The following is a 25092-nucleotide window of genomic DNA, read 5'->3' on the forward strand; positions in this document are numbered from 1 at the left end:
AAACACCATTTTGTTGGTGATACATGCCAACAGACGGAACAATCCCGAGATTACCAGGCAATTGTCGTTGCCAGACCTGTCGGATCGCGCCGCTATAAGCGAAAGACCTGTGAAAGTTCACAAAATCCCGGCACTTGTAAAATTTACTCTTCGTCGCTTAAAAATCTTCGTATAACTTCAACGAACCCGTACGTACTTATTACAGGCGCTCATTTTGCAGCCGGAATATGTTCTTAAACCGTTTGTAGTGCCTGATTGTTTTATTCAGCCAAAGTGGGCGCCTGCACTTTGGCATGTAACAGAAGAGAGCGCCTATGAACGCGTCCGATTTTGATCCCAACAACATAAACCTGAACGCCAAGCGTGTGCTGGTAACCGGAGGCGCGGGCTTTTTGGGCTCGCATCTTTGCGCCGCCTTGCTGGAGCGGGGGCACGAGGTTTTATGCGTCGATAACTTCTTTACGGGGCGTCGGGGAAACTTGCGCCATCTTCTGGGCAATCCCTGTTTCGAGGTGATGCGGCACGATGTGACTTTCCCTCTCTATGTAGAGGTTGACGAGATATACAATCTGGCTTGTCCCGCCTCGCCCTTCCATTACCAGCATGACCCGGTGCAGACGACCAAAACGGCTGTGCATGGCGCGATCAACATGCTTGGGCTGGCCAAACGCGTCGGCGCGCGAATTCTGCAGGCCTCAACGTCCGAAGTTTACGGCGACCCGCAGATCCATCCGCAAACCGAGGATTATGTCGGCCACGTCAATCCCATCGGACCGCGCTCGTGCTATGACGAGGGCAAGCGATGCGCCGAGACCTTGTTCTTTGACTATCTCCGGCAGCACAATCTGCCGATCAAGGTCGCACGGATATTCAATACGTATGGCCCGAATATGCACCCCGATGACGGGCGCGTGGTCTCGAACTTCATCATGCAGGCCCTGAACGACGAACCCATCACCATTTATGGCGACGGCAGTCAAACCCGGTCCTTCTGTTTTGTTTCCGATTTGATCGACGGTCTGATCAAGCTGATGGATTCACCCGAGGATGTGACCGGACCGATAAATCTGGGCAACCCGGTGGAACTGAGCATCCGAGAGCTGGCAGAGGCCGTTATCCGTCTGACCGGGTCGAAATCCGAACTGGTTCAGCGCCCGTTGCCGCAGGACGACCCTATTCAGCGCCAACCGGATATCACCCGCGCCCGCGACCAGCTGGGTTGGGCGCCTAAAGTGCCTTTGGAAGACGGGTTGAAGGCGACGATCGCATACTTCCAGCGGACCGCATTGGCGGCGGAGAAGGCAGACGAACGGATATGACCGTAACGGTTCGCTCTGATAAACGACTATTGAGCGCCAGAGCGATTGTACTGGTGCTCGCGGCGGTTATTGCCTGTTTGTCAGTGCTGCTGATCAATGGCGGACCACTATATTATTTTGATACCGGCAGCTATATCCGACAGGGCAGCGTCGCCCTGAACAGCATTTTTCCACCGGTGACCGAAGGCGGCACGCCGGGCGGAGCGTACACCGCAGATGACGACAATACCGCGACCGGGTCCCGATCACTGATTTACGGACTCATCATGGCTACGTTTCTTCGTGCCAACGCTCTCAACGCGGTTCCGATCCTGCACATGTTTGTTGTGTTGCTGACGGCATGGCTGCTGGCGAAAACAGCCAGCCGGTCTTTGAACGTGGCTCCGAACACAACGGTTCTGACCACGGTTCCCCTGCTGGTCGCGGCCAGCACATCACTGCCATTCTATATTGCGTATATGATGCCGGACATTTTCGCACCGGTCATGTTGATCATGATCGCAGCGCTTACGGCCTTTGGCCGAACAATGCGGATTTGGGAACTTTTGCTGATGTCCGGTCTGGCGCTGGTCTGCACACTGCTGCATCCGTCGCATCTGGCGATTGCCGGGTTGATGATACCCTTTGTCATCCTTGCCGCATTGTTTAGCAGGATGCGTGGGCGTTGGCGCGCAACGGTTCTTATGATCGCGGTTCTTGCCCTGTCCGTTGCCGAGCGAAAGGCGTTTCAGATTACGGTTGAAACCAAAACCAACAAAGAAGTCGTATATACGCCCCATATTACCGCCCGACTCATCGTCGACGGCCCGGGATTGGACTACCTGAACGAAATCTGCCCGAACACAGAAGTCCCGACCTGCGCCTTGCACGAGGCGCTGTCCTGGTCGGATGATCCTTACAGGATGACGGCGTCTCATATCATATTTGAACGCTCGCAACGTCTGGGTTCGTTCCGCCTGTTATCGGCCGAGGAACAGAAACAGATCGCCCTGACGCAAAGAGATTTTGCGAAAGACGTTTTCCTCTCCCGACCTGTCGCCACATCATTGGCGCTGGCAAACAACGCTTACCGGCAAGTCCTGCGCGACAGCATTTACATGACGATACCGACTGATGCAGCATTGGACAGTGCGCGCGACCTCGCTCGTCTCGAAGATAGCCAGCATTATTTGATTCAAGCAGGGCAATTGTCTCGGGACCGGGCCTGGATCGATCCTGTCGACACCCTGCACAGCGTGATTTATGCCGCTTCATTTGCCTTCATTGTGTTCATGTTGCTGCGACCAGGCAGCGTGGCGCCGAACATCAAGCTTTTCGTTCTGTTCATCTTGATCGGGATTGCGGTCAACGCACTGGTTTGTGGTGGCGTGTCCCAACCCGCCGACCGATACGGCGCGCGCGTCATGTGGTTGCTGCCGTTTTCGGCGGCCTTTCTATTCCTTGTCAGGTGGTCGGGACCGCCGCAAAATGCCGCCGGAGAAACACCGTGACTTCAGATCATCCACTTTCCATCAGTGTGGTCATGCCTGCATACAAGGCTGAACATTTGTTGCCTCGGGTTTTGCCGCCCCTGATTGACATGCTGAACACAGATCAGGTGCAGGAAGTCCTGGTTGTCGACGATCAATCTCCGGATGATACCGCCGCCCTTGCGCGGGAAATGGGCGCAACGGTCCTGACCACTCCGGTGAATGGAGGGCCGGGGGCCGCGCGAAATCTTGCAGCCAAGCAAGCCAAGGGCGACGTCTTATGGTTCGTCGATTCAGATGTCATCGCGTGGCCTGATGGGCCGGAACATATTCGCCGGGCCATGTCCGAGGACAATGTCGGGGCCGTTTTTGGCTCCTACGACGATGCCCCGGACGGGCAGGCCTGGTTTTCGCGATACAAGAACCTGCTTCATCGCTACCATCATCAGCGGGCCCGGCGTGAAGCGCGCACCTTCTGGGCTGGTTGTGGTGCGATCCGGCGGGATGTGTTCAACGAGGTCGGCGGGTTCGATGTCAAAACGTATGAGGTCCCCTCGATCGAGGATATCGAGCTGGGATACCGTATTGCCGAAACCGGCCGTCGGATCCTGGTCGAGCCTCAGTTGCAGGGAAAACATCTGAAAGTTTGGACAATCCGCAACAGCTTGACCACGGACATCCATTGCCGCGCACTGCCCTGGGCACGTCTGATGATTTCGCGTGAGGGATTGACGGATGATCTGAACACTTCGATGGCCGAACGTGTCAGGGCCGGAATTGCCGGGTTGCTACTGCTGTCCATTCTTGCACTGCCATTCTGGCCGGGATCATGGCCCCTGCCCCTAATTCTGCTAATGGCGGCCTTTGTTGCCAATTTGGATTTGGCGCGAACAATGTCCGGGCATGGCGGGCCTTGGTTTTCGTTCAAGTGCCTGCTCTACCATCAGGTCTACTACGTTTACTCAGCCGCAATATATGTGTGGTGCCTGTTCGAGTATCACGTCCTGGGGCAAAAGCAGAAACTCCATGTCACACGCAGTTGACTCCGAACCCAGGGTGACGGCTGCCGGAGGGCTGCCGGATTTCTTGATTCTAGGGGCAGCGCGCGCCGGAACGACTGCGCTTTACAATTATTTGCGCCAGAACCCGTCCATATTCATGCCAACGGCAAAAGAGCCGAACTTCTTTGCGTTCGAAGGCGAGGCGATGACGTATTCCGGACCCGGTGCAGATTACGTCAACAACTCGATCACGAACATCGATGAATATCGCGCGTTGTTTGCCGATGTTCCCGCGGGACAAATACGTGGAGAGGCGTCGCCACTTTATCTTTATTCCCCCGACGCGCCGGAAAGGATTCACGCCCACGTGCCAAATGTGCGCATGGTGGCCATACTTCGCAATCCGATTGACCAAGCCCTGTCGCACTATCTTTACGCAGTAAAGCAGCGGATCGAGCCGTTGGAGGATTTTACCACAGCACTAATGGCAGAGGACGAAAGGCTTGCAGCCGGCTGGCAACCCCTGTTCGGTTATTCAAAATACCCATTATATGCGCAGCAATTGTCCCGTTATTTCCGCCAGTTTGATCGCGATCAGTTTCTGATCCGCACTTATGACGAGTTTCAGGCCGATCCGCAGAAAATCATCGAAGACATTACCCGCTTCATCGGGGCAGATGCCAGCTTTGTTCCGGATATGTCGACACGTGCGAATGCGGGCGGCGTTCCGCGTAGCCGTGTATTTCAGGATTTTCTTATGAAACCAAATCCCGTAACCGGGTTGATTGCCCGCGTCATGCCGCTGGAGACCCGGCGGAGAATTCGGGACCGTCTGTCAGAATTCAATCTCAAACGTGGCGTACAAATGCCTGCGCGTGCCCGAGACATACTGCAAGAAAGGCTGATGCCAGAAATCGAGGATCTTGAACGCTTGTTGGATCAAGATCTGAGCGCCTGGAAAACCTGACACTCAGACCTGCACTTGCGGCATCACTGCGCTATTCTGTTTGTCCTGCGGCCAAGGATCCTTTTCTTTTCCGGTTTGACCTCGAACTCTTCGTGATACGACCGCTCGACGTTCACATCCCACACATCGTTTTCTTCGCCCATGATATTGCGCGCCGCGAACATCGCCGACAACATCGAGTGGTCCTGGTTGTTGTACCGATGCAGGCCGTTGCGTCCCACGGTCTGGAAGTTTTCGAGCGTCTTCAGCCAGTCGCTGACAGTATCCAGCGCGTCTTTGTATTCGCTGTCATAAACCGGATAGGCTTTCGGCTGACGGATCACGGCAAAGTCGACGACATCCGTCGATTTGGCCAGGTTCAGTTTCTCCAGTTCCTCACTGGCAAGCTGCCTGAGTTCTTCATCCGAGGACGACCAAAGCCCATCACCTTTTTGACAGAAATACTCCATCCCGATCGATGCAGTCTCCTGATCTGGCAACATCTCTTTGGACCAGGCCCGGAAATTCTGAATACGGCCAACTTTCACTTTCGGACTGTGAATGTAAATCCAGTTGTCCGGGAACGGGTCTGGATGGTCGAGCACCAGCGTCACGATCAGAAAATCACGGTATCTCAGCCGGTCCGCAGCCTCGATAACCTCGGGCGGCGGCGGCGGATCAAACGCGTGAATCAGGTCGCGCACGGCCATCGAGTTGATAAACTCTTCACCTTCGACCCGTTCGGTGGTCCTTTCTCCGTTTTCATCCCAGTGGCGAACATCAATCGACGTCACGCGGTTTCCGTCGCGGTTGACCTTCACGACTTCTGAATGGGTTTCAACGGTCCCGCCTTTTTCCTGGATCAGGTCGCGAGTCTTTTCCCACATCATACCGGGACCCAAACGGGGATACTGGAACTCCTCAATCAGGCTGGCCGTGTCGTTGGCGCCCGAGATTGCGTTCCAGACCGCCTTTGGCAGCGACAGGTTCTTGATCCGCTGCGCAGCCCAGTCGGCCCGAATTTCTGATGGCGGAATACCCCAGACCTTTTGGGTGTAGCTGCGGAAGAAATGCATATATAGACGCCCGCCAAAGCGGTTGATCACCCACTCTTCAAACGTGTCTTCCTGCGGCTTGGGCCGGAGCTTCCATTTGATAAAACTGCCCACGATTTTGTAGGTTTCGTATGGGCCAATATTCCCAAGCGCGTTGAAGATCCGCAGCGGGTAATCGTAATACTTCCCGCGATAGAAAATTCGGCTGAGGCGCTGCACGGTGATGAAATCGTCACCCATCACTTCATGCCACATGTCTTCGACTTCGCGCACCTTGGTGAAGAACCGATGCCCGCCAATATCGAAACGGTATCCATTGTGGGTTTCGGTTCGCGAAATCCCGCCAACCATGTCCGAGGCCTCATAGACCTTCGGAATATGCGTGTCGCTCAGCTTCTGAAGTTCATAAGCGGCAGTCAGGCCAGCTGGGCCGCCTCCGATGACGACGACTGGAACAAAATCTTTTTTCAAATCACTAACACCCATACCAATACGCTGCTCTCAGGCTACAAGAGGTCGCTATAGATTCTCAACCAAAACTACCGTACCGACAAAACTGCGGCAGCGTCGAGGCTGGTATTCCTTCAAATGATCCCGACGACCTGTTGGCACATCCTATGAAGCAGCTGTTTTCGGCGACCCTTGATCGGGGTCTGGTGCGCCTTGAACGGCAAGTTGACCTGTGAATCCTACTCGAACTCAAAAGCAACGAGGGCTCGTTGATCATGAACCTAAGGGGATATAAGCGATTGATTTAATAGGTATAGTAAACCACGCAAGAAAACTTCGATTTAGGCATTTCAAATAATCTGCCATTGCAAGAACAACCCGAGCCAGCTGTCGGGCTTCGCATTTCCCAATCACAATCAGCGCCTTCGCAGGATTTGTAAAAAATCGACAATGACGCTTTGGTGACAGCTCTCAATATGGTGAAACAATTGCACTCTTTTTGGGCTATTATGTCTGTATCCTGAATAGCCCGAAACCGGGATGGCATGCGAAGCCAAGCCATGTGTTGTGAATCTTGACATGGATTACACGCTGCCATCCTACTGATCCCTGCGAATTGAATGGACGTGGTCGTATCGGCCTGTTTGAAGGGCCGCTGTGTTTGTGATTAGTCTCGTTGTTAGCGAGGGAGCAATTTGATGAAATGCGTTATTCTGGCCGGTGGCTTAGGAACCCGGCTGAGCGAGGAAACCGTCAGGATACCCAAGCCCATGGTAGAGATCGGCGGAAAGCCGATCATTTGGCACATCATGAAGATTTATGCTGCCCATGGTGTCACCGATTTCATCGTCTGCCTTGGATACAAAGGCTATGTGATCAAGGAGTACTTCGCCAATTTCTTTCTTCACAGCTCAGACGTGACGGTCGATTTGGCGAATGGCAGTCTGGAAATTGCCAACAGCAAATCCGAACCTTGGCGCGTTACATTGGTCGACACGGGTGAACACAGCCAAACCGGCGGGAGGCTTGGTCGCGTTTTGCCGATGTTGCAGGATGAAGAAGCGTTCTGCCTGACATATGGTGACGGCGTCGGTGATGTTGATATCGGTGCATGCATCGCCTTTCATAAAAGCCATGGAAAGCTTGCGACAGTAACGGCCGTTCCACCGGCACGGCGCTTTGGGCAGCTGGAAACATCCGGCAATCAGGTCAGTAGTTTTGCCGAGAAGCCCATGGGCGACGGCGGTTTGATCAATGGGGGTTTCTTTGTGCTTTCACCGCAAGTGAAAAAGTACTTGGGAAGCGACACAATGGCCTGGGAAAAGGAACCCCTAACGGGCCTTGCCCGTGACGGCGAGCTGATGGCTTACGAACATAAAGGCTTCTGGCAACCCATGGACACGATCCGCGAGCGCCATGAGCTTGAGCAATACTGGTCCAGCGGAGAGGCTCCGTGGAAGATCTGGGAATGACTGCGGCCTATTTCTCTGGACGTCGGGTACTTGTCACCGGACATACCGGCTTTAAGGGCGCGTGGCTGTCGACGTGGTTATCGGCGGCTGGTGCGAAGGTAACCGGATATGCCTTGTCGCCTGAAGGCGAACCAAACCTGTGGTCCATGCTGGAACTGAAAGATGTATCGTCGGTTACGGGTGACCTCAATGATCGCGACAAGCTGGATAAGGCAATTGCCGAGACCGATCCGGAGTTTGTGTTCCATTTAGCGGCACAATCGCTGGTGCGGCGATCATACAGGCAACCGGTTGAAACGTTCGCCAGCAATGTGCTGGGCACGGTCCAGCTGCTGGATGCACTCCGCACAGCCAGGAACTTGAAGGCGGTTGTCGTGGCCACTTCCGACAAGGCATACGAGAACGTAGAACAGATCTGGGGCTATCGGGAAACCGATCCGATGGGCGGGCATGATCCGTATTCCGCCTCAAAAGGAGCGACCGAGATTGCGGCCGCCGCGATGCGTCGCAGCTATTATTCTAAACATGCCACTGACGCGCACCCGGCCCGGATTGCGACGGCTCGTGCGGGTAATGTGATCGGAGGCGGGGATTGGGCCGAGGACAGGCTGGTTCCGGATATCGTGCGCGGATGCCTGGGTGAAACCGGCTGCGTCCGGTTGCGCAATCCCCACGCCATTCGCCCCTGGCAGCACGTTCTGGAACCCCTTCGGGGTTACCTGATGTTGGCACAGGCCCTGGATCACAACAGCGGTGATTTCGCTCGTGGCTGGAACTTCGGGCCGCACCGTGACGACGAACGCCCTGTTTTGGACGTGGCCAACGCTTTGGTGCACGCTCTTGGACAGGGCCGTATTGAGATTGATCCAAAGTCGGCGACCTTGCACGAAGCCAGCATGCTGAGGCTGGATGTATCCCAGGCGCGCGCTGAACTGGGCTGGCGTCCGGTCATGAGCTTCGAGGAAACCGTGACAATGACCGCAAACTGGTATGCGGATTGGGCACAGGGCCGGTCCGTTGCCGAGCTGTGTCGCGCGCAGATTGCTGCGTATGAAACACTGAGTCAGGAACGATGATGATCGAAACGCCACAACCACGCTGCCGTCATTGCGATGCCGCGCTGGAACTGACACTTGTGGATTTGGGGCTGTCTCCTTTGGCCAATTCGTATGTTGCGCCTGAAAATGCCAGCACTCCCGATCCGGCCTATCCCCTGCACACCAGAGTTTGCACGAATTGTTGGCTGGCACAGGTCGACGATGCCGTTCCCCCGGAAGACATTTTCTCGCAGGACTACGCATATTTCTCGTCTTTTTCGGACAGCTGGCTGACCCACTGCAAAGCCTATACGCAGGACATGATGCGCCGTTTTGATCTTGGGTCGGATAGCCTGGTGGTCGAAATTGCCTCGAACGACGGTTATCTGCTGCAGTATTTTGTGCAACAGGGCGTTCCCGTTCTTGGGATCGAGCCTTCCGCAAATGTGGCAAAGGTCGCCGAGGAAAAGAAAGTACCAACCCTGGTGGAGTTTTTTGGCAAATCTCTGGCGGAACAGCTTGTTCAGGAAGGGAAGCACCCCGACCTGATCGCCTCGGCCAATGTTCTGGCACACGTGCCGGACATCAACGATTTTGTTGATGGTGTCGCGACGCTGCTTCAAGGAGACGCGGTTTACACGGTCGAGTTTCCGCATCTTCTGAACCTTATCAAACAGGTCCAGTTCGACACGATCTATCATGAGCATTACTCATACCTTTCCCTTTTGGCAGTGGAAAAAATCTTTGCCAAAGCCGGTCTGCGGGTCTTTGACGTGGAAGAGCTGCCAACGCATGGCGGTTCGCTTCGGGTGTTTGCCTGCCTGGAAGGGGCCGGTCACGTGGAAGGGTCAGGTTTGGCCAAGGTTCGTGCCGACGAGGCCGCCGCACAGCTTGACCGGCCGGATGGGTATTTGAACTTCACGGCCCGCGTTGAACAGGTGCGCGACGGTCTTCTCAACTTCCTTAAAACCGCGAAAACCGACGGGAAGACTGTTGCCGCCTACGGTGCCGCAGCCAAGGGAAACACACTGCTGAACTATGCCTCAGTCGGCCCGGATTTGATTTCCTATTGCGTCGATCGCAACCCGGCCAAACAAAACACCCTGTTACCGGGCAGTCGCATTCCCGTACATCCCGTGGAATCTCTGAAACTGGAGCCGCCGGATTACGTGCTGATCCTTCCCTGGAACATTCGGGATGAGGTGGTTGGCCAACTGTCTGACCTTCAAGCCAACGGCACAAGTTTTGTGACCGTGGTTCCAGAAGTCAGGGTGGATTGATGGCGCGCGTTCTTCTGACTGGTGCAACCGGTTTGATTGGGCGCGCCATGTTAGAAACCCTGGGTGAGGCCGGGCATGAGGTGATCGCCCTCACGCGCGAAGGCAAAGTGGATGATGCCCATCGCGTTGTATTCTGTGATCTGCTTAACCCGGCGGACGTATCAGCCACAATTAAAGACGCGGGTGCGACGCACCTCGTCCATCTTGCCTGGCTTGATGATCCAAAGAAGCGATGGGTGTCGCCGGCAAATCTCGACTGGATGGCAGCCACGATTCATCTGGTACGGGAGTTTGCCCGGAATGGCGGGCAACGTGCGGTTTGCGCGGGAAGTTGTGCTGAATACGACTGGTCGATCCCCGAACTGGCCGAAACCACGGCCTTGCGTCCGCGCACGCTCTATGGTGCGGCCAAGGCCGGCACCGGGTTGGCGCTTTGCGCCTCAGCATCCAGCCTTGGCCTGTCAATCGCCTGGGCGCGGATTTTCTTCTTGTATGGACCCAATGAACCTACCGGACGGCTGCTGGGTGATCTGATCCGCAATTTGAGCCTGGGCAAAACCGTGGATTGTACGGACGGCAAGCAAGAGCGCGACTTTCTGCACGTGGATGACGTGGCCCAAGCACTGACATTGCTGGTGACGTCCGATCTGACCGGTCCGGTTAACGTCGCCAGTGGTAACGCCATTGCAGTGCGCATGTTGATCAATGAAGTTGCAAGCCAATTGAAGCGCCCCGAACTGGTGCGTATGGGCGCGATACCCCGGGCCGAAACCGACCCAGATCGTCTGGTGGCAAACATCAAGAAGTTACAAAGGCATATCGGGTTCCGGCCGCAGCACGATGTCAGTTCAGGAATAGCTGCCGTCCTCGCGGCGGAGGGAAAAGGATGAACGCGAAATCCTCGGATCCGAAATGGGCGTTCCTTCGCTTTGTCGCCGTTGGGGTTTTGAACACCGGCATCGGTTATCTGTTGTTCGCCATTTTTCTTGTGGTGGGTCTTTCGCCTCAACATGCGTTGGCATGGGCATTCTCGGGGGGCGTCCTTTGGAATTACATCACCCACGCGCGCCTCGTTTTTGGCACCAGCGGCCTGTCGCGGTTGCCGGTCTATGTGCTCGCCTATCTTGGCTTGTACGCCATAAACGCTCTGGGTCTTCAGGCGCTGCTGCTCACCGGGCTACCTGCGATGGTGGCACAGGGATTGTTGGTACTGCCCGTCGCCGTGCTGGCCTTTGTCGTGATCGGGCGAGTGCTGACGGGCCGCTTTCCCTGGTCAGCGGGCACGGGTTGAGCCTTAATTGTCGAGGGTGACGTAAACCACATCACGCCCGGGAAAAGCCGCGATTGTCGCTTTGTTGGCATCTGGCCCCAAATCGTGGACATAGATCGGACGATCCGGGGACAGGAACGGATCAAGCCGATAGAATGCCAGACCAATATCTTCCGATGTGGATATGATAACCAATGCATTCGTCAGAGTCTCGCGACGTTCCAGGTCTCGGATTTCGGATGTGTAGGCAAGGTAGTCGTGGTATTTGGCGACCCCGCGCCAAGACGTAAAGGCAGCCAAAGCCACTCCGCATAACAGCAGAACCACGACTGAAAGCCGCTTTTGCCCGGTTTCGGACAGCCGACCGCGGACCTCCAGAATGCCGGCCGCCGACAGTGTGAGGAAGGGCAGAAGCGCAACATACCAGTATCGCGGCCCGACAAAGAACGTGCCCGTAAACCAGTAAAAGAACATGACCCCCACGACAGCAAGCATCAGGGCAAGCATGGCTTTGTCGAATCCGGTCAATCGCCGGAACCAAAGCAAAGCCGCCCATAGGGCGGTTAAGGAGCCAAAGGTCCAGCCCAGAAGCTCGAAATTCATCGACGCAAGCCCATTGAGTGTGTTCAGCAACCCTTCGGCCGGGCTGTGCCCGGCCCAGATGTCCAGCGCCAGCCAATGTCCGGAAGGTGGGCCGATATCTGGCCCGAACCCGAATGTATTCCCCGCTCCCGGCCAGAGCCGGTTGATGTAGTCAGCCTGGGGCGTCAACAACAGATCACCCGTGGTTGCGTAGTTGAACAGGAAAAAGGCGGACCCGGTCAGAAAACAACCTAATCCGTAAGCAGCGATGCGAAAAAAGTTGTGCCGGAAATCAAACAGCAGCCAAAGCCCGGTGAGGCCGCCGATCATGATCCCTTCCAATGGACGTGTAGTGAACAACCATCCCATTGCAAGCCCGGCGGATAGCGCCAGAAGAATTCCTCGCGCGGATTTTGGAGCAACTGGCTGCAACAGAATCCACCACCCCAACAACGCCAGAAACAGCGCCGCTGCGTGTGTCATCATCGAAGCGCCGATGGCCAGAACCCAGGGCGAGGTTGCCATCAAAAGCGCGACCAGGTCAGCGCGTTCCGTTCCAACTGTCTGGCGGACGATCCGATGCGCCAGCCAGACCGACGCCCCGGTCAAGGCGGGGTTTACCAGCCAGGGCAGTCCGGCCAAGATCCCAAGGCTCAAAATCCCCGGCCAACCCGGAGCGGTAACGGAAAGCCAGCGGTCGCCGCGTATATCAAGCAGGTAGTATTCCAGTGCGGCCTGTGCCTCGGGCGGAGGGGCCGGTACGGTCAGCGCTCCGCCTGCGAGTGTTTTGGCCTGAAACAGATACGCAACTTCGTCCTGGATATGCGGCATCCGGTCAAAGGCAAACCAGGCCAGAAGGGCGCTTGCAACAAAGGCGAAGACCGCAAGCCCAGCGGGTGACAGACGCGGGCATTGCAATGGCCCCGCGACAAAGAACATCGCAAGCAACGTAGCAAGCTGCACGGTGGATATCATTCCACCGGCAATGATCTGCAGGGCATGGGGAATGTAATGCCCATAGGCGATATACGGGGTTGGTGAGACGGAAAACACTGCGACCAGGACAAGCAGGATCAACACACGGCCATACCCAAACTCGCGGAAGCCATTCATCGCCTGAGCAGGCCATCGGGTTACCAGCACGTATCCGGTCAGCAGCGTCTGCGCAGCCAGAATTCCCAGCATCGCCAATGTTCCGATGTCGGTAGCAAGATCCAGCTTGGGAAACCAAAGCGGCTGAGTCATCCATAACCGTGCGGCGCTTCCGAGCAGAAACACTGCGGCAAGCCCCGCGAAAAGCCCGTAGCCGCGCAGGGCGAATGCAATGAGAAGCAACACGCCAACGCCGGTTACGATCCCCATCCAGACAAGCATCTCGCCTTGTGTCGCGTTGGTTTGCATTGTGCTTGCCGCATCCGCAGCCGTTCCGGAAAACACTGCGAACACGAGGATAGGGGCAACGAGGCGGAAGAAAAACGTACCGCTCATGCTGTGGTTTTGGCCTCGGCGGCGGTAGGAGACTCGATGTTGATTTTTTCCTGCTCGATCACGATAGGGCCACCGCGCACCTGATTGTGAATCGAGGTAATGTACTCTCCGAGCATACCTATGAACAAAAGCTGCACACCCGACAGGAAAAACAACGAAACGATAATCGTCATGGTTCCGCGTGGCGCCTGATCGGGGGCTATGAAATAGGCGATCACCGAAAAGATCGAGAACAGGATGCAAGCAATCGCAATCACCAAACCGCTGATGGTGCAAAAGCGCATTGGGGCCCGAGTGAAGGCAAAGATGGCGTTCAGGGCCTGATCCGCGAGTGCCCCCATATTGTGTTTTGACAGCCCACGTTTGCGAGCACGCCATGTGTAGGGGACGATGACCCGACGAAACCCGCAGGACGCGATAATCCCACGAATATACGGATAGTGGTCATTATGGGCGAGCACAGCATCCAGTACCCGCCGGTCGACCAGCTGAAACTCTCCTACGTTCGGCTCCATTTCGACATCAGACAGCCGATTTATGGTGCGATAGAAAAGCTTCCGTGCGGTACGGAAGAAAAACCCTTCTTCACGCGTATTGCGCGCGCCTGCGACCACATCATATCCGTTTTCCCAAAGCTTAACGAATTCGGGGATCATTTCGGGCGGATCCTGAAGATCCACGGGTAACAGAACAACGATCGCGTCACCCTCGGCATAGCGAAGCCCGTTAAAGGTCGAGCGGAACACGCCGAAATTGCGCGCATTGACGACGACTTTCACGTTCGGGTCGTTTTCCGCCATTCCGCGCAAAACACCGACCGTGTCATCGCTGGACGCGTTGTCGATGAAGATGTGTTCGTAACTGTAATTGGGCAGTTCTTTTTCGAAGAGAGCCTTCACCGTCTCGTAGCAGACGGCGACATTGTCTTCTTCATTGTAGCATGGCGATACGACGGAAATTTTTTTCATGGCACAATCTGGAAGGGAAACGTTGGGTACTCGCAAAGAAAACTCTGGCAGTCGAAAGCAATGTAGCGGAAATGCCGCATTCGCGGAAGCACTAGCATGATCCCGGTCGCTGCTTTGGCGGCCAGGTGCTGCATTTGCGTAGTATTCGGTCAAAAACACGCATTCCGGATGGCTACTGTATTCGAACAGTGTTGCTGTTTCGGTACAATTGTTAACGTGACAGCACCGCTGTACGCGCCAACGAAATCGGAAAGCTCTTAATTTTGTGCAGGCAAATAAGATGTGGTTTGATAAACTGGACAGGGTACGGGTTCGTGCAATAGCCTCTCTGCCGTCTACCTAAGTCAGACCGTATCCGGTAAATAGTTTTGCGACATAAGGGTTTTTTGATGCGTATTTACCTAGCCGATTTGGGCCATAACCTTGTGACAGCCACATCGGACACCTATCCGCTGGGCGTTGGCAATCTGGCTACATATGCCAAGGCCTATGCCAAATCCAAGTCACCTGTACATGTCGAAATCTTCCGCGACCCGCAGGAGTTGAAGGCCGCAATCGACGCCGCCTCGCCTGACGTAATCGGGTTTTCCAGCTATTCCTGGAACCATCACCTGGCTTTGTCCTTTGCCGACTACGCAAAGTCGGCCAACCCGAATGCGCTGACGCTGATGGGTGGCCCAAACTTTCCGCTGACCGAGGACGAACAGGATAGCTGGATCCGCACAATGCCGCAGATCGACATGCATGTCCGGGGTCCGACATATGAAGGGGAACGAGCCTTTCTGAACACATTGCAACGCTTCATCGATGTGGGCTCGGCACGCGAGGGCATGTGGGACGAGGCCATCGATGGTGCGCTTTTCGTGCATCCCAAAACGGGTGAAATCCTGCGCGGCGGCGAGGTACCCCGGATACGGGATCTGGATGAAATCCCATCGCCGTATCTGGCCGGGCATATGGACAAGTTCTTTGACACCGGCCTATTCGCACTGATGCAGCTGGCCCGCGGCTGCCCGTTTACCTGCGCGTTCTGCAACTCGGCGGTCAAGTCGAACTCCAAGGTGTTCCGCCATTCCTTCGAGCGCACCAAAGCAGATCTCGATTACATCGTGGCGCGTATCAACCATGCCAGCCCATTGTGTTTTGCCGACGACAATTTCGGCATGTATGTACAGGACGAAGAAGTGGCCGATTATCTGGGCCATCTGATGGAAGAATACGACTGGCCGAAGTATATCCGCACCACGACCGGCAAGAACCGCGGCGACCGGATCATCAAGGTGATGCGCAAGGCCAAGGGCCGACTGCCGATGACCTCGTCGGTACAATCGCTCAACCCGGTTGTTCTAAAAAACATCAAGCGCGACAATATCAGCCTGGATACTTATGCCGAGGTGCAGCAGGAACTGCACTCCAAAGGCATGCAGTCTTACGGCGAACTTATTCTGTGTATGCCGGGCGAGACCAAGGAATCGTTTATGGACGCAGTCGACAAGCTGATTGAGACAGGCGTCAGTCGTGTCGCGGCGCACCAGTTGATGCTGCTGCACGGCGCACCGCTGGCCAATCCGGACAGCCGCGAGAAATTCGGTTTCAAAACCCGCCACCGCGTCGTTGCGCGTTGCCTGGGCAAATATACCGGTGACACCGTGGTTGAGACCGAAGAGATGGTTGTGGAATCAGAACAATTCTCGTTCCAGGACTATCTGGATACGCGGGTTTTCCATTTGTTGCTGACAATTTTCTACTACGAGGACAATTTCGACGAAGCGTTCCAGTTGGCCAGGGCGCATGGGATTCGACCGTTCCAGGTCGTCAAGTACATGCAGGACATCCTGGATGAAGCCCCACAGGAACTGCGCGATGCGGTCGCCGGATACCTTGATGAGAACCAGGCCGAACTGTTTGAAACCCGCGCCGATTGCGTGGAATGGGCCAAGGTAAATTATGACGATCTGATCAGCGGCGAGCTGGGTGGCAATCTGCTCAGCAAGTATTCGATGATCGGTCGTTTCATCGTCCTGAGCGAAGCCCTCGATTTCCTGAAACGCGCCATTTCTGACCTTCTGGGCGCAGAGAATCAAAACGCTCAGGCCATGCTGGATTCGATCATCGGTTATTATGATGCAGTCATGTTGCATGTGCCCTTCGCCGACAATCTGGAGCGCGAGCCGGTTTGGGTTTCGCAATTCGACGTCGAAGCGTGGCGTGCTGATGACTACTCGGGTTCGCTGAGCGACTACAGGTTCGACGCCCCTCGGGAGTTTCAGACTCAGGTCGATACCCGTGTCAAGTCGACGTTGCTGTCCAGGATAGAAACCTTCGGCGAGCACGCCTCGGGGCTGGGGCGATTTACGCGGACGATGTTTGCGAATGACTTCCGCCGCAAGCTCGATATCACCAGTCAGAGCCACGCCGCCGAATAGTCCAACGACAACACCAGAGCTGATCACTTTGTCTGCTTGACAGGCGGTATTTCGCGCTGAATCTTGACTTCGGGTGACAAAGGTATTTTGCACGCATGGGTCGTCGCTTCCGCAATTTGACGTTCAAAATTCACACATGGCTGGGGCTGCATTTATCCCTGTTCATGGCGTTCATGTTTTTGACGGGGTCGGTTCTTGCAATTGCGGGCGATCTTGAGCTGGCATTCCGTCCAAATGTCTGGACCGCATTCGAAAGCAAAGACGGAACGGCCAGCTTTGGAACAATCTACGAGTCCGCCATGTCCGACGAAGATGTTCGTGCAGTGAACGTCATCGAAAGGCACGCCAGCGCCTGGCAGCTGGACAAGGTTTATGTTCATTCTTCCAGCGGTGCAGAAGCCTTATGGACGGACCCAACAAGCGGCGCCGTACTGTTTGTCGAACGAGGTTTGAGTCTAACAGGGATTCTCGACCCGCTGCACGAAACCCTGATGACCGACCACCGATTGGGTTACCTGCTTGTTTCCGCCAGCTCGTTCCTGTTGCTGGGTCTGGTCGTTTCGGGTTTGGTAAGCTACCGACGGTTCTGGAAAGGCTTCTTTCGCCCCCCTTCCGACCGCTCGGGTCGGCGCGGATGGTTTGGAGGGCTGCATCGGCTACTGGCTGTTTGGTCTGCGATTCTGATGCTGTTGATTGCCGTTACAACCGTCTTCTTCTTTCTCGGAGGGCTGGGTATCAACGGGCATACACCTTCCCCTCCGCCTGGACGGGACCGAACCACGGTGCTGCCGGAAGATTTTGGCGCCGCAATCATTGATCAGGCCGAGTCCGTTGCCCGAACTGCTTTGCCCGATTTTGACCCGAAGGTCATGGTTCCCCCCCGCAATACAAGCGCTGGCATCACTTTCTTCGGACATTGGGCCGGAGGCTCCAGACTGATCGGTCCGGCCAGAGTATTCGTCGACCCCGTGACCATGGAGGTTATCGGAACGCTGACACCCGCCAACAACACGGGCATCGCGCGCATGGGCGAACTTTTTATCCAACTCCACTATGGAATCTGGGGCGGCCTGTTTTCCAAACTGCTCTGGTTCGGTCTGGGTTTGGCGGGTTTTGGCGTGGCAGTCAGCGGAATGCTGACATTCGCCGCGCGCCAGGCTGGACCCGAGCACGAAAGCATGAGCGCAATACGGAAGGTTTGGATGGCGCTTGGAGTGTTCCGCTGGGCTTATGGATTGATGGTCTTGGGGATGATTGCCGCCACGATTTATCACTACGCGCTGTGAACAGCCCGGTTTTGCCTGCTTAGTTGTGATCCACCCTTCCTAACTCACCTCAGGTCCGGTATCATTTTTTGCCAAACGACAAGGTTGCGATGTCACTTGAACGGAAATTTGCCAAGGGTGTCGCCTGGATGTCGGCGGGCGGCTGGGTAGAACAGGCAATCAATTTCGTGGTTTTCGCCTTGCTTGCGCGCCTTCTTGGCGTCGAAGCATTTGGCATTCTGGCAATGGCAGCGGCGTTCGTGTTGCTGCCGGAGTTTCTGGTTCGTGAGTCCGTCTCAGAGATTTTGTTGACAAATGAAGGCTTGTCTCCGCAGCGTCTCAACTCGGTGTTTTGGCTGTTGGCTGCATTCGGCCTCGGTCTGGCTGGGTTGCTTCTTGTTGCGTCAGGTCCAATCGCGGCGTTCTACAAGGAGGCACAAGTTGCTCCACTGATTGCCGCATTGTCGCCAACTGTGCCCCTGATTGCATTGACTGCGGTTCCGGTGGCGTTGTTGCGGCGCGACATGCAGTTTCGCACGCTGGCCTTGCGGGCTGTGTGCGGTGTCATCGCAGGCGGCTTGGTTGGGATTGGCATGGCACTTTCGGGGTATGGCGTCTGGAGCCTCGCAGGCCAGCGCGTCACTCAGGTAGGGGTGAACGTGATCATGGCATGGGCCGCCGTTTCCTGGAGGCCAGGACTGCACATATCCTCCGCGCATATCCGCGAAGTTCTGCATTTCGGTCACCGGATGGTCGGCTTGCGCGCCGCAGAACTGGTCGCAGTTCAGATGCCTTCCGTCATTATCGGAGCCGCACTTGGCCCAACCCAGGCAGGGTTATTCTCGATCGCCTGGCGGGTCATTGAAATTGCATCTTTTCTGGTGACCACACCATTGCGCATGGTAACACTCCCCGCCATCGGCGCCGTCATGCGCGAGGGGGCGCAAGCATCACAATTGCTGCGGGACATCATGCGCATGACCGGGCTGGTGGTTTTTCCGGCGTTTGCGGGTCTGGCTGTCCTTGCAGAACCAGTACTTACGGTCCTTTTCGGTCAGAAATGGGCCCCGGCAGCACCTGTTCTGAGCATCATGTCCGTCTTTGGGATGTATCTCTGTATTGAAAAGGTGCAGCAGACTTATTGCCTCGCTGCCGGACGTGTCGGTATTCTCGCGTTGCTGGCCTGGTGCGAAGTTGGGCTCGGCGTTGTGCTGATCTATTTTGCTATTCCCTTCGGTCTTCCAGCGGCAGCCACCGCATTTGTTGCGGCGTTTCTGGTTTTGTGGCCAATGCGTTTTCTCAATCTCGCCGCTATCTCTGGCCTCAGTGCCGGCACACTGGTGCGTCTTCATATGGCCCCCTTGATTCTGGCTGCTCTTATGGCGATCGGCGTGCATTATCTGAGCCGCCAAATGGTTGGCACGTCGGGGATCGTCATACTCGCTTCAGGTACCTTGGTTGGCCTGATACTGTTTTCAGGTTTTGCCTTTCTCTGTCTTCGCGACAGGCTGGATCTGCTGTTGTCTTTTGTCCGTCCGCCGAAGGAAGAACCGGAAAAATCGCTGTGAATCGTCAAAAAATCAATCGCACCGAACTTTGTGAATTGTTTCCCATTTGGATAGGTCCTAAGTGCCAATTCTCTGCCGCTTCCCAACATTCGCTCAGGGATTGTGGAAGCACCCTCAACGACGTGCTATAACGGGCGAAATTGGTTTTCCGTAGTAAGTCTGGCGAGTTAAAATGCATATTCTGATCACCGGCGGCGCCGGGTTTATTGGCTCACACCTTTCTGAACGTCTGGTCCGCGAAGGCCACACAGTCACAGTGCTGGATGATCTTTCGACCGGACAATTGTCAAACCTCTCGGCCCTTTCCGGCCAAACCACGTTCAATTTCGTCGAAGGCAATGTCTTGGACCGGACACTGGTCGCCGAATTGGTTCAACCGGCGGATGTCGTTTTTCACCTTGCTGCGGCGGTTGGGGTCAAGCTGATCATGGATGAACCCAGCCGGTCGATGCTGACCAATGTCGCCGGCACCGAGAACGTGTTGGATGCAACGCTTCGGAACAAGGCGCATACGTTCGTGGCGTCCACTTCGGAAGTGTACGGGAAATCATCGAAATTCCCGTTTCAGGAAGATGATGACCTGACGATCGGGTCGACAAAGAACCTGCGTTGGTCATATGCGTGCGCCAAAACTTTGGATGAATTCCTCGCCCTGGCACATGCGCGCGAGTCCGGCCTTCCAGTCACGATTCTGAGATTCTTCAACACCACCGGCCCACGACAAACCGGCCGATACGGAATGGTGCTGCCGAATTTCGTCAAATCGGCATTGGAGAATGCTCCGTTGATCGTCCATGGCACCGGCGAGCAATCGCGTTGTTTTGGGCACGTCGCCGATGTCGTCGAGGCCGTGTGTCGGCTGATGAACACGCCTGACGCCAAAGGAGAAGTGTTCAATATCGGCACCGACCAAGAGATCACCATCCGCGCTCTGGCCGAGCAAATCATCAAGGCTGTAGGCTCGTCATCGGAGATTCAATTCGTACCGTATGATCAGGTATACCCCGCCGGATTCGAGGACATGCAGCGACGCCTGCCTGATGTATCCAAGCTGGAGCGTTTCACCGGTTTTCGGCCAATGTTGCCTTTAAGCCAGATCATTGATGATATCACCAATGAGATGCGGCTTCCGATGACGGCATAGATTTCAGCGATGCAGCACCCCGTGCTCCGGTCAATTGACTACATCTTACTGGCGGCCATTCTGACGCTGGCAGTTGTGTTGCGGCTGATCGGCCTCAATGCCCCGCTGTGGTTTGATGAAATCGTCACAATTCAGAACTATGTGGCCGGTCCGTGGGCGGAAGTCATGCAGACCTATTCCATGAACAACCACTTCCTGTTCACTTTGCAATCCAAGTTTTTCGCCTCTCTGTTCGGCGACCACATCTGGGCCTATCGGCTTCCGGCCGTCCTGTTCGGAACCGGTACCGTTCTTGCAATCTGGTGGCTCGCCCGGGATGTTGCGGGCGTGGCAGTGGCCCATGTGTCCGCCCTGTTGGTCGCGCTGTCTTATCATCAGGTCTGGTTTTCCCAGAATGCGCGCGGCTACACCGAACTTGCGTTCTGGAGCACCCTGGGCATGATAATTTTTCTGCGCGGGGTGCAATCGCCTCGGCCCGGTATCTGGGTTGCATACGGTGTTGTTTTTGCGGCAGCTGTCTTCACACACCTGACTGGTGCGTTTTTCTTTGCCGCGCAGGGGCTGGTCTGGCTTGTTCTGATCACCGTGCTGGCCGTTCAGGGGCGCTTGCCGCGCGACCTTGTTCTCTCGCCCTTGATCGGTGCATCTGTTGGACTGCTCTTGCTCGCTGCGTTTTATGCACCGGTGCTTCCGTACGTTCTGAACACAGTGGGAACAGTCTCAGAGACCTCTGCAGTCGATTTGATGCAAGAATACCAAAATCCGCTCTGGACCGTTTTCGAAGGTGTCCGGACAGCAATCGGCGCTGCAGGTTTTCTACCTTTGTTTGTTGCCGTTTGCGTTTTGGCGGCTTCCGGCATCGGCGCAGCGGCTCTGCACAGTCGTGCTCCGCTTTTTGCACCCTTGGTGCTGGCTCATATCGTTCTCATGGTGGTAGTGCTGCTGGCACTGGGTATGCGGGTCTGGCCGCGCTTTTTCTTTTCGGACATCGGCTTTATTCTGATCCTTGTGGTGGCTGGCGTTTCTGCCTGCGCGGGCTTCGCGGGACGACTGCTTCGAAAACCGTTCCTGGAGCGATACGTATTCATCGCCGCTTCCATTGTCATGGTTGCTGTGTCCATTGCCATGGTACAGCGAAATTACGCGGCCCCCAAACAGGACATGGCGGGTGCCTATGCGATGGCAGAGGACATTAGAACTGCCAATACCGATGTCTATTCGGTGGGCCACAGTGGCCCATTGTTCTCTGGGTACTTTGGCGCAGATTGGGGCAACCTGACGTCGCAACAAGACTATGATGCCGCTTTGACCCAACCTCGACCAATTGTTCTGGTTGTGCCATTTCCGTCGCGCTCACTCAGAATGATCCCAACATTGAAAGACGATATCGGACCGGTTTTTGAGTTGGTTCACCGGTTCCCGGGAACCCTCGGAGATGGCGACATCCTTATTCTCAAACGCATCGGGCATGACTGACCTGGTTATTGGATCCGGCCCTTCGGGGGTGTCAGTCGCAACCGCCCTTCTGGCGCGCGGACGGCGGGTGTTGATGCTGGACGGCGGGAAGGTCCCGGAGCCGGACTCGGATACGCGGCGCAGGCGCATGGCAGAGTGTTCGCCTGACAACTGGTCACAAGACATGCGGACCGCCTGGCAGGAACCGCAGTTTGATGCGCCGCCCGGTCAGATACGCCGATTTGGTTCGGATTTCGCGATGGAACCCTCGGAGAATTCGCTGACGACCGGGGACGATTTCGGGCTGCGTGCATCGCGAGCCGAGGGCGGTTTGTCAAATCTTTGGGGGTCTGCCGTATTGCCCAACCGGGCCGAGGACATTTCCGACTGGCCAGTCAAAGTCGATGATCTGGCCCCACACTACAAAGCAGTCGCCGAGTTCATGCCGGTGAGCGGGCGGAGCGACGATCTTGAAACTCTGTTGCCGGCTTTTTCCATGCACGGTCGCACGACTCTGACCCCTTCTCCGCAGGCCGAGCGTTTCTTGGACCGGCTGGACCGGCAAAAATCGAAGCTTGCGGATTTGGGTGTGTTCGGAGGGGCCTCACGTTTGGCTGTGGCGCCGGGTTGCAAGCATTGTGGGCAATGCCTTCACGGGTGTCCGTGGGGATATATCTGGTCGGCCCGGGAAACGCTCGGCACTCTGCGCAAGCGATCGGAATTTGAACACCGCTCCGGCATTGTTCGGCGGTTTGAGGAAACTGCTGACAGAGTGACCCTGACGCTGGACAATGGTGAAAGCTTGACAGCGGATCGCGTTTTTGTCGCAACCGGCGTGCTGGAAACCGCGCGGCTGATGCTGGCCTCAGGCGACGATGCCCACGCGACCATGACGCTGAAGGACAGCCAGCACTTCTTCTTGCCCAACCTGCACAGGTGGCCGGCGCCGCGGCGGCCCGACCACCCCCCGTTTCACACCCTGCCGCAGGCCTTTTTGGAGATCGCCGATCCGGGTATCTCGCCACATCTGATTCACGCGCAGATCTATACCTGGAACGAGTTTTTCGCGCATGACCTGGTCACCAATTACGGTTCGAAATTGCCCGGAACGGCGCCGTTTTGGCACGCATTGGCGCGGCGACTGATCGTGGCTCAGGTGTTCTTGCATTCCGATCACTCGGCTCGGATTGACCTGTCCCTCGCACCCGATGGACGCCTGATACCTTCGGTGGTCCACAATCCGGAAACCCGGAACGTCATGACCGCAACCACATCCCGACTGGCCAAAGCGTTGAACAAATCAGGTCTTTCGACATTGTCATTCGCCGCGCGCGCCGGGGAGCCGGGGTCAGGTTTTCACGTGGGCGGTTCGGTTCCGATGGCATCCGATCCCGGACCGGGTCAAGCCGATGTCCTGGGCCGTCCCAAGGGTCTTTCCCGAATTCATATTGTCGATGCATCCGTGCTGCCAAGCATTCCGGCGACGACAATTACGTTCTCGGTAATGGCCAACGCTCATCGGATCGGAACGCTGGCGGGCTAGCCGCCGGTTTCCAGCAAACCCGATTCCAATCTTTGGCTCAGGCTGCGGTGGCCTTTCTTATGCGCTGCGCGGGCAAAAGCTTCGCCGTATGCGGCCAACACCCGATCCTCGTGCCAGATTTCTTCGTACGCCCGCCGTGCGGACTGTGCCTGCGCCTCTCGGCGACCCGGATCGTGCTGCAGCCCGCGCATTGCGGCAAGCAATTCGTCTTGTGTTTCAAACAAGATACCGCCCTCTGCCCGCTCGACAATTTCTGGGAAAGGGCCCAGCCGTCGCGCAATCACCGGCGTTCCCAGACGGAAGCTCTCGATCAGAATAATGCCAAAGGTTTCGTAACACACAGAAGGCACAACTAGCCCGATTGCACCACGATAGTATGCGTTGAGTTCTTCCAGCGTCTTTCGACCCAGAAACCTGATCCGTTCGTTGCCGGCCGCCTGTTTCTGCAAAGCGTCGGCATAGTCACCATCCCCAAGTATGAGCAGGTCGGCGTCGGGATACTGATCAAAGGCCGGGAATACATCCTGCAACCCCTTGATCTTTTCCAGGCGTCCAACGAACAGGAAATAAGGCCGCTCGTGCGCTGCCGGTTCAGGCAGGGCCGACTGATCGAGATCGGGAAGAAAATATGGCAGAACCTGCATGTCCTGGCGCAGACCGAACTCGCGGTGTTTGGCTCGGCTGAATTCGCTTTTGGCAATGATCAGATCCATGTGATCAAGAGCCCGGTCCAGCGCGCCGGTATAGCGCCAAAGCTGCGGCGGGCGCTTGTAATTCAGCACGCAACGCAGGCACTGACGGTCGTCACACAACTCGCGCCCATGACGCCACAGAACGTGAGTCGGACAGACCAGCCAATGCTCATGCGCTTCGTAGACTTTCAATCCCTCGCCCATCGGCAGCAGGCCGGGGCCACCAATCAGGGATGTGTTGTTGTGCCAGATGATATCCGGCTTCTGCTCGGCCAGTATTTCGCGGATGCGAGCGGCATGCACAACTGGACGGCCAAGTTGTTGGGTCAGCAAATTCGACATCATGCCGTTGCGACTGCGCAATCCGATCCGCCTGATCCCGTCGGTTGCCCCTTCTGGCTGCGGTTTGCCGCCCAGGATGAGGTAGCTGTCTTCGTCATGTACAACCGTCACGTCGTGACCCCGCGCGATCAACGCCCGGGCCATGCGTTGTATCCCTACGGCGTCGCCTCCGAAGGAAAACGGCGGATAGAATGTGGTGAACATCAAAATGCGCAATGGCTGCATGCGAATTGGACCAGATTACCAATGACTTTCCAGTATGAAACACGATCCCTGCGACAATCTAAAGAAGGAAGCCCTGTAGGCAATCGGTTGGCACC

The 25092-nt window shown here is 56.0% G+C and carries 19 protein-coding genes; 15 read left to right on the plus strand and 4 right to left on the minus strand.

The genetic code is table 11. The features are described 5' to 3' along the window. The first annotated feature begins 314 nt into the window (after positions 1–314). From AC2TDJ_RS00235 to AC2TDJ_RS00250, 4 genes are read left to right on the plus strand one after another with little or no spacing between them, the layout of a single operon-like run. Positions 315–1319, plus strand: a complete 1005-nt coding sequence (locus AC2TDJ_RS00235; protein WP_480838064.1) for a UDP-glucuronic acid decarboxylase family protein — start codon at positions 315–317, stop codon at positions 1317–1319. After that, on the plus strand, positions 1316–2809 hold the full coding sequence (locus AC2TDJ_RS00240) for a hypothetical protein (RefSeq protein ID WP_480838066.1): 1494 nt from the start codon (positions 1316–1318) through the stop codon (positions 2807–2809). Before AC2TDJ_RS00235 ends, AC2TDJ_RS00240 begins: the two co-directional genes overlap by 4 nt. 32 nt (positions 2810–2841) lie before the next feature. After that, a complete protein-coding gene (locus AC2TDJ_RS00245) occupies positions 2842–3831 on the plus strand; it encodes a glycosyltransferase family 2 protein (RefSeq protein WP_480838068.1) in 990 nt (329 codons plus the stop codon). Next, positions 3815–4756, plus strand: coding sequence for a sulfotransferase family protein (locus AC2TDJ_RS00250; RefSeq protein WP_480838070.1), 942 nt, complete (start codon positions 3815–3817; stop codon positions 4754–4756). Before AC2TDJ_RS00245 ends, AC2TDJ_RS00250 begins: the two co-directional genes overlap by 17 nt. A 23-nt stretch (positions 4757–4779) precedes the next feature. Here AC2TDJ_RS00250 and AC2TDJ_RS00255 read toward each other — a convergent pair whose 3' ends face one another. Further along, positions 4780–6261, minus strand: a complete 1482-nt coding sequence (locus AC2TDJ_RS00255; RefSeq protein WP_480838072.1) for an NAD(P)/FAD-dependent oxidoreductase — start codon at positions 6259–6261, stop codon at positions 4780–4782. Between the two features lie 677 nt (positions 6262–6938). On the opposite strand from AC2TDJ_RS00255, the gene rfbF reads away from it, so the two are divergent. From rfbF to AC2TDJ_RS00280, 5 genes are read left to right on the plus strand one after another with little or no spacing between them, the layout of a single operon-like run. Next, on the plus strand, positions 6939–7712 hold the full coding sequence (gene rfbF, locus AC2TDJ_RS00260; RefSeq protein ID WP_480838074.1) for a glucose-1-phosphate cytidylyltransferase: 774 nt from the start codon (positions 6939–6941) through the stop codon (positions 7710–7712). Then, positions 7694–8788, plus strand: a complete 1095-nt coding sequence (gene rfbG, locus AC2TDJ_RS00265; RefSeq protein ID WP_480838076.1) for a CDP-glucose 4,6-dehydratase — start codon at positions 7694–7696, stop codon at positions 8786–8788. Before rfbF ends, rfbG begins: the two co-directional genes overlap by 19 nt. After that, positions 8788–10029: a methyltransferase domain-containing protein gene (locus AC2TDJ_RS00270; protein WP_480838078.1), complete on the plus strand. Its 1242-nt coding sequence runs from the start codon at positions 8788–8790 to the stop codon at positions 10027–10029. The genes rfbG and AC2TDJ_RS00270 overlap by 1 nt, the downstream gene beginning before the upstream one ends. Next, a complete protein-coding gene (locus AC2TDJ_RS00275) occupies positions 10029–10919 on the plus strand; it encodes an NAD-dependent epimerase/dehydratase family protein (protein ID WP_480838080.1) in 891 nt (296 codons plus the stop codon). The genes AC2TDJ_RS00270 and AC2TDJ_RS00275 overlap by 1 nt, the downstream gene beginning before the upstream one ends. Continuing rightward, entirely contained in the window at positions 10916–11320 is a 405-nt protein-coding gene (locus AC2TDJ_RS00280; RefSeq protein WP_480838082.1) for a GtrA family protein, read from the plus strand. Before AC2TDJ_RS00275 ends, AC2TDJ_RS00280 begins: the two co-directional genes overlap by 4 nt. Positions 11321–11323: 3 nt before the next feature. On the opposite strand, the gene AC2TDJ_RS00285 is transcribed toward AC2TDJ_RS00280, so the two are convergent. Then, complete coding sequence (locus tag AC2TDJ_RS00285; RefSeq protein WP_480838084.1) at positions 11324–13369, minus strand: hypothetical protein; 2046 nt, start codon at positions 13367–13369, stop codon at positions 11324–11326. Then, positions 13366–14337: a glycosyltransferase gene (locus tag AC2TDJ_RS00290; RefSeq protein ID WP_480838086.1), complete on the minus strand. Its 972-nt coding sequence runs from the start codon at positions 14335–14337 to the stop codon at positions 13366–13368. The genes AC2TDJ_RS00285 and AC2TDJ_RS00290 overlap by 4 nt, the downstream gene beginning before the upstream one ends. A gap of 389 nt (positions 14338–14726) precedes the next feature. Here AC2TDJ_RS00290 and AC2TDJ_RS00295 point away from each other — a divergent pair, with 389 nt between their 5' ends. The 6 genes from AC2TDJ_RS00295 (at position 14727) to AC2TDJ_RS00320 (ending at position 23738) form a co-directional block, all read left to right on the plus strand. Further along, positions 14727–16763, plus strand: a complete 2037-nt coding sequence (locus AC2TDJ_RS00295) for a B12-binding domain-containing radical SAM protein (protein WP_480838088.1) — start codon at positions 14727–14729, stop codon at positions 16761–16763. Between the two features lie 116 nt (positions 16764–16879). After that, a complete protein-coding gene (locus AC2TDJ_RS00300) occupies positions 16880–18049 on the plus strand; it encodes a PepSY-associated TM helix domain-containing protein (RefSeq protein ID WP_480838090.1) in 1170 nt (389 codons plus the stop codon). 89 nt (positions 18050–18138) lie between these two features. Further along, on the plus strand, positions 18139–19596 hold the full coding sequence (locus AC2TDJ_RS00305; RefSeq protein ID WP_480838092.1) for a lipopolysaccharide biosynthesis protein: 1458 nt from the start codon (positions 18139–18141) through the stop codon (positions 19594–19596). Between the two features lie 172 nt (positions 19597–19768). Beyond that, positions 19769–20740 carry an NAD-dependent epimerase/dehydratase family protein gene (locus tag AC2TDJ_RS00310; protein ID WP_480838094.1) on the plus strand — a complete coding sequence of 324 codons (972 nt, stop codon included), beginning with the start codon at positions 19769–19771 and terminating at the stop codon, positions 20738–20740. A 21-nt stretch (positions 20741–20761) separates the two neighbouring features. After that, positions 20762–22216: a glycosyltransferase family 39 protein gene (locus AC2TDJ_RS00315; protein ID WP_480838096.1), complete on the plus strand. Its 1455-nt coding sequence runs from the start codon at positions 20762–20764 to the stop codon at positions 22214–22216. Continuing rightward, positions 22209–23738, plus strand: a complete 1530-nt coding sequence (locus AC2TDJ_RS00320) for a GMC oxidoreductase (protein WP_480838097.1) — start codon at positions 22209–22211, stop codon at positions 23736–23738. Before AC2TDJ_RS00315 ends, AC2TDJ_RS00320 begins: the two co-directional genes overlap by 8 nt. On the opposite strand, the gene AC2TDJ_RS00325 is transcribed toward AC2TDJ_RS00320, so the two are convergent. Next, positions 23735–24976 (minus strand): glycosyltransferase family 4 protein, encoded by a 1242-nt coding sequence (locus AC2TDJ_RS00325; RefSeq protein ID WP_480838099.1) that lies wholly within the window; start codon positions 24974–24976, stop codon positions 23735–23737. The genes AC2TDJ_RS00320 and AC2TDJ_RS00325 overlap by 4 nt on opposite strands. Positions 24977–25092 lie beyond the last annotated feature (116 nt).

The organism is Ruegeria sp. HKCCD6647-2 (assembly GCF_057221075.1).

Coding starts and splice junctions, on each gene's coding strand:
- AC2TDJ_RS00235 (WP_480838064.1), top strand. CDS start 315: ATGAACGCGTCCGATTTTGATCCCAACAACATAAACCTGAACGCCAAG.
- AC2TDJ_RS00240 (WP_480838066.1), top strand. CDS start 1,316: ATGACCGTAACGGTTCGCTCTGATAAACGACTATTGAGCGCCAGAGCG.
- AC2TDJ_RS00245 (WP_480838068.1), top strand. CDS start 2,842: ATGCCTGCATACAAGGCTGAACATTTGTTGCCTCGGGTTTTGCCGCCC.
- AC2TDJ_RS00250 (WP_480838070.1), top strand. CDS start 3,815: ATGTCACACGCAGTTGACTCCGAACCCAGGGTGACGGCTGCCGGAGGG.
- rfbF (WP_480838074.1), top strand. CDS start 6,939: ATGAAATGCGTTATTCTGGCCGGTGGCTTAGGAACCCGGCTGAGCGAG.
- AC2TDJ_RS00270 (WP_480838078.1), top strand. CDS start 8,788: ATGATCGAAACGCCACAACCACGCTGCCGTCATTGCGATGCCGCGCTG.
- AC2TDJ_RS00275 (WP_480838080.1), top strand. CDS start 10,029: ATGGCGCGCGTTCTTCTGACTGGTGCAACCGGTTTGATTGGGCGCGCC.
- AC2TDJ_RS00280 (WP_480838082.1), top strand. CDS start 10,916: ATGAACGCGAAATCCTCGGATCCGAAATGGGCGTTCCTTCGCTTTGTC.
- AC2TDJ_RS00285 (WP_480838084.1), bottom strand. CDS start 13,369: ATGAGCGGTACGTTTTTCTTCCGCCTCGTTGCCCCTATCCTCGTGTTC.
- AC2TDJ_RS00290 (WP_480838086.1), bottom strand. CDS start 14,337: ATGAAAAAAATTTCCGTCGTATCGCCATGCTACAATGAAGAAGACAAT.
- AC2TDJ_RS00295 (WP_480838088.1), top strand. CDS start 14,727: ATGCGTATTTACCTAGCCGATTTGGGCCATAACCTTGTGACAGCCACA.
- AC2TDJ_RS00305 (WP_480838092.1), top strand. CDS start 18,139: ATGTCACTTGAACGGAAATTTGCCAAGGGTGTCGCCTGGATGTCGGCG.
- AC2TDJ_RS00310 (WP_480838094.1), top strand. CDS start 19,769: ATGCATATTCTGATCACCGGCGGCGCCGGGTTTATTGGCTCACACCTT.
- AC2TDJ_RS00320 (WP_480838097.1), top strand. CDS start 22,209: ATGACTGACCTGGTTATTGGATCCGGCCCTTCGGGGGTGTCAGTCGCA.
- AC2TDJ_RS00325 (WP_480838099.1), bottom strand. CDS start 24,976: ATGTTCACCACATTCTATCCGCCGTTTTCCTTCGGAGGCGACGCCGTA.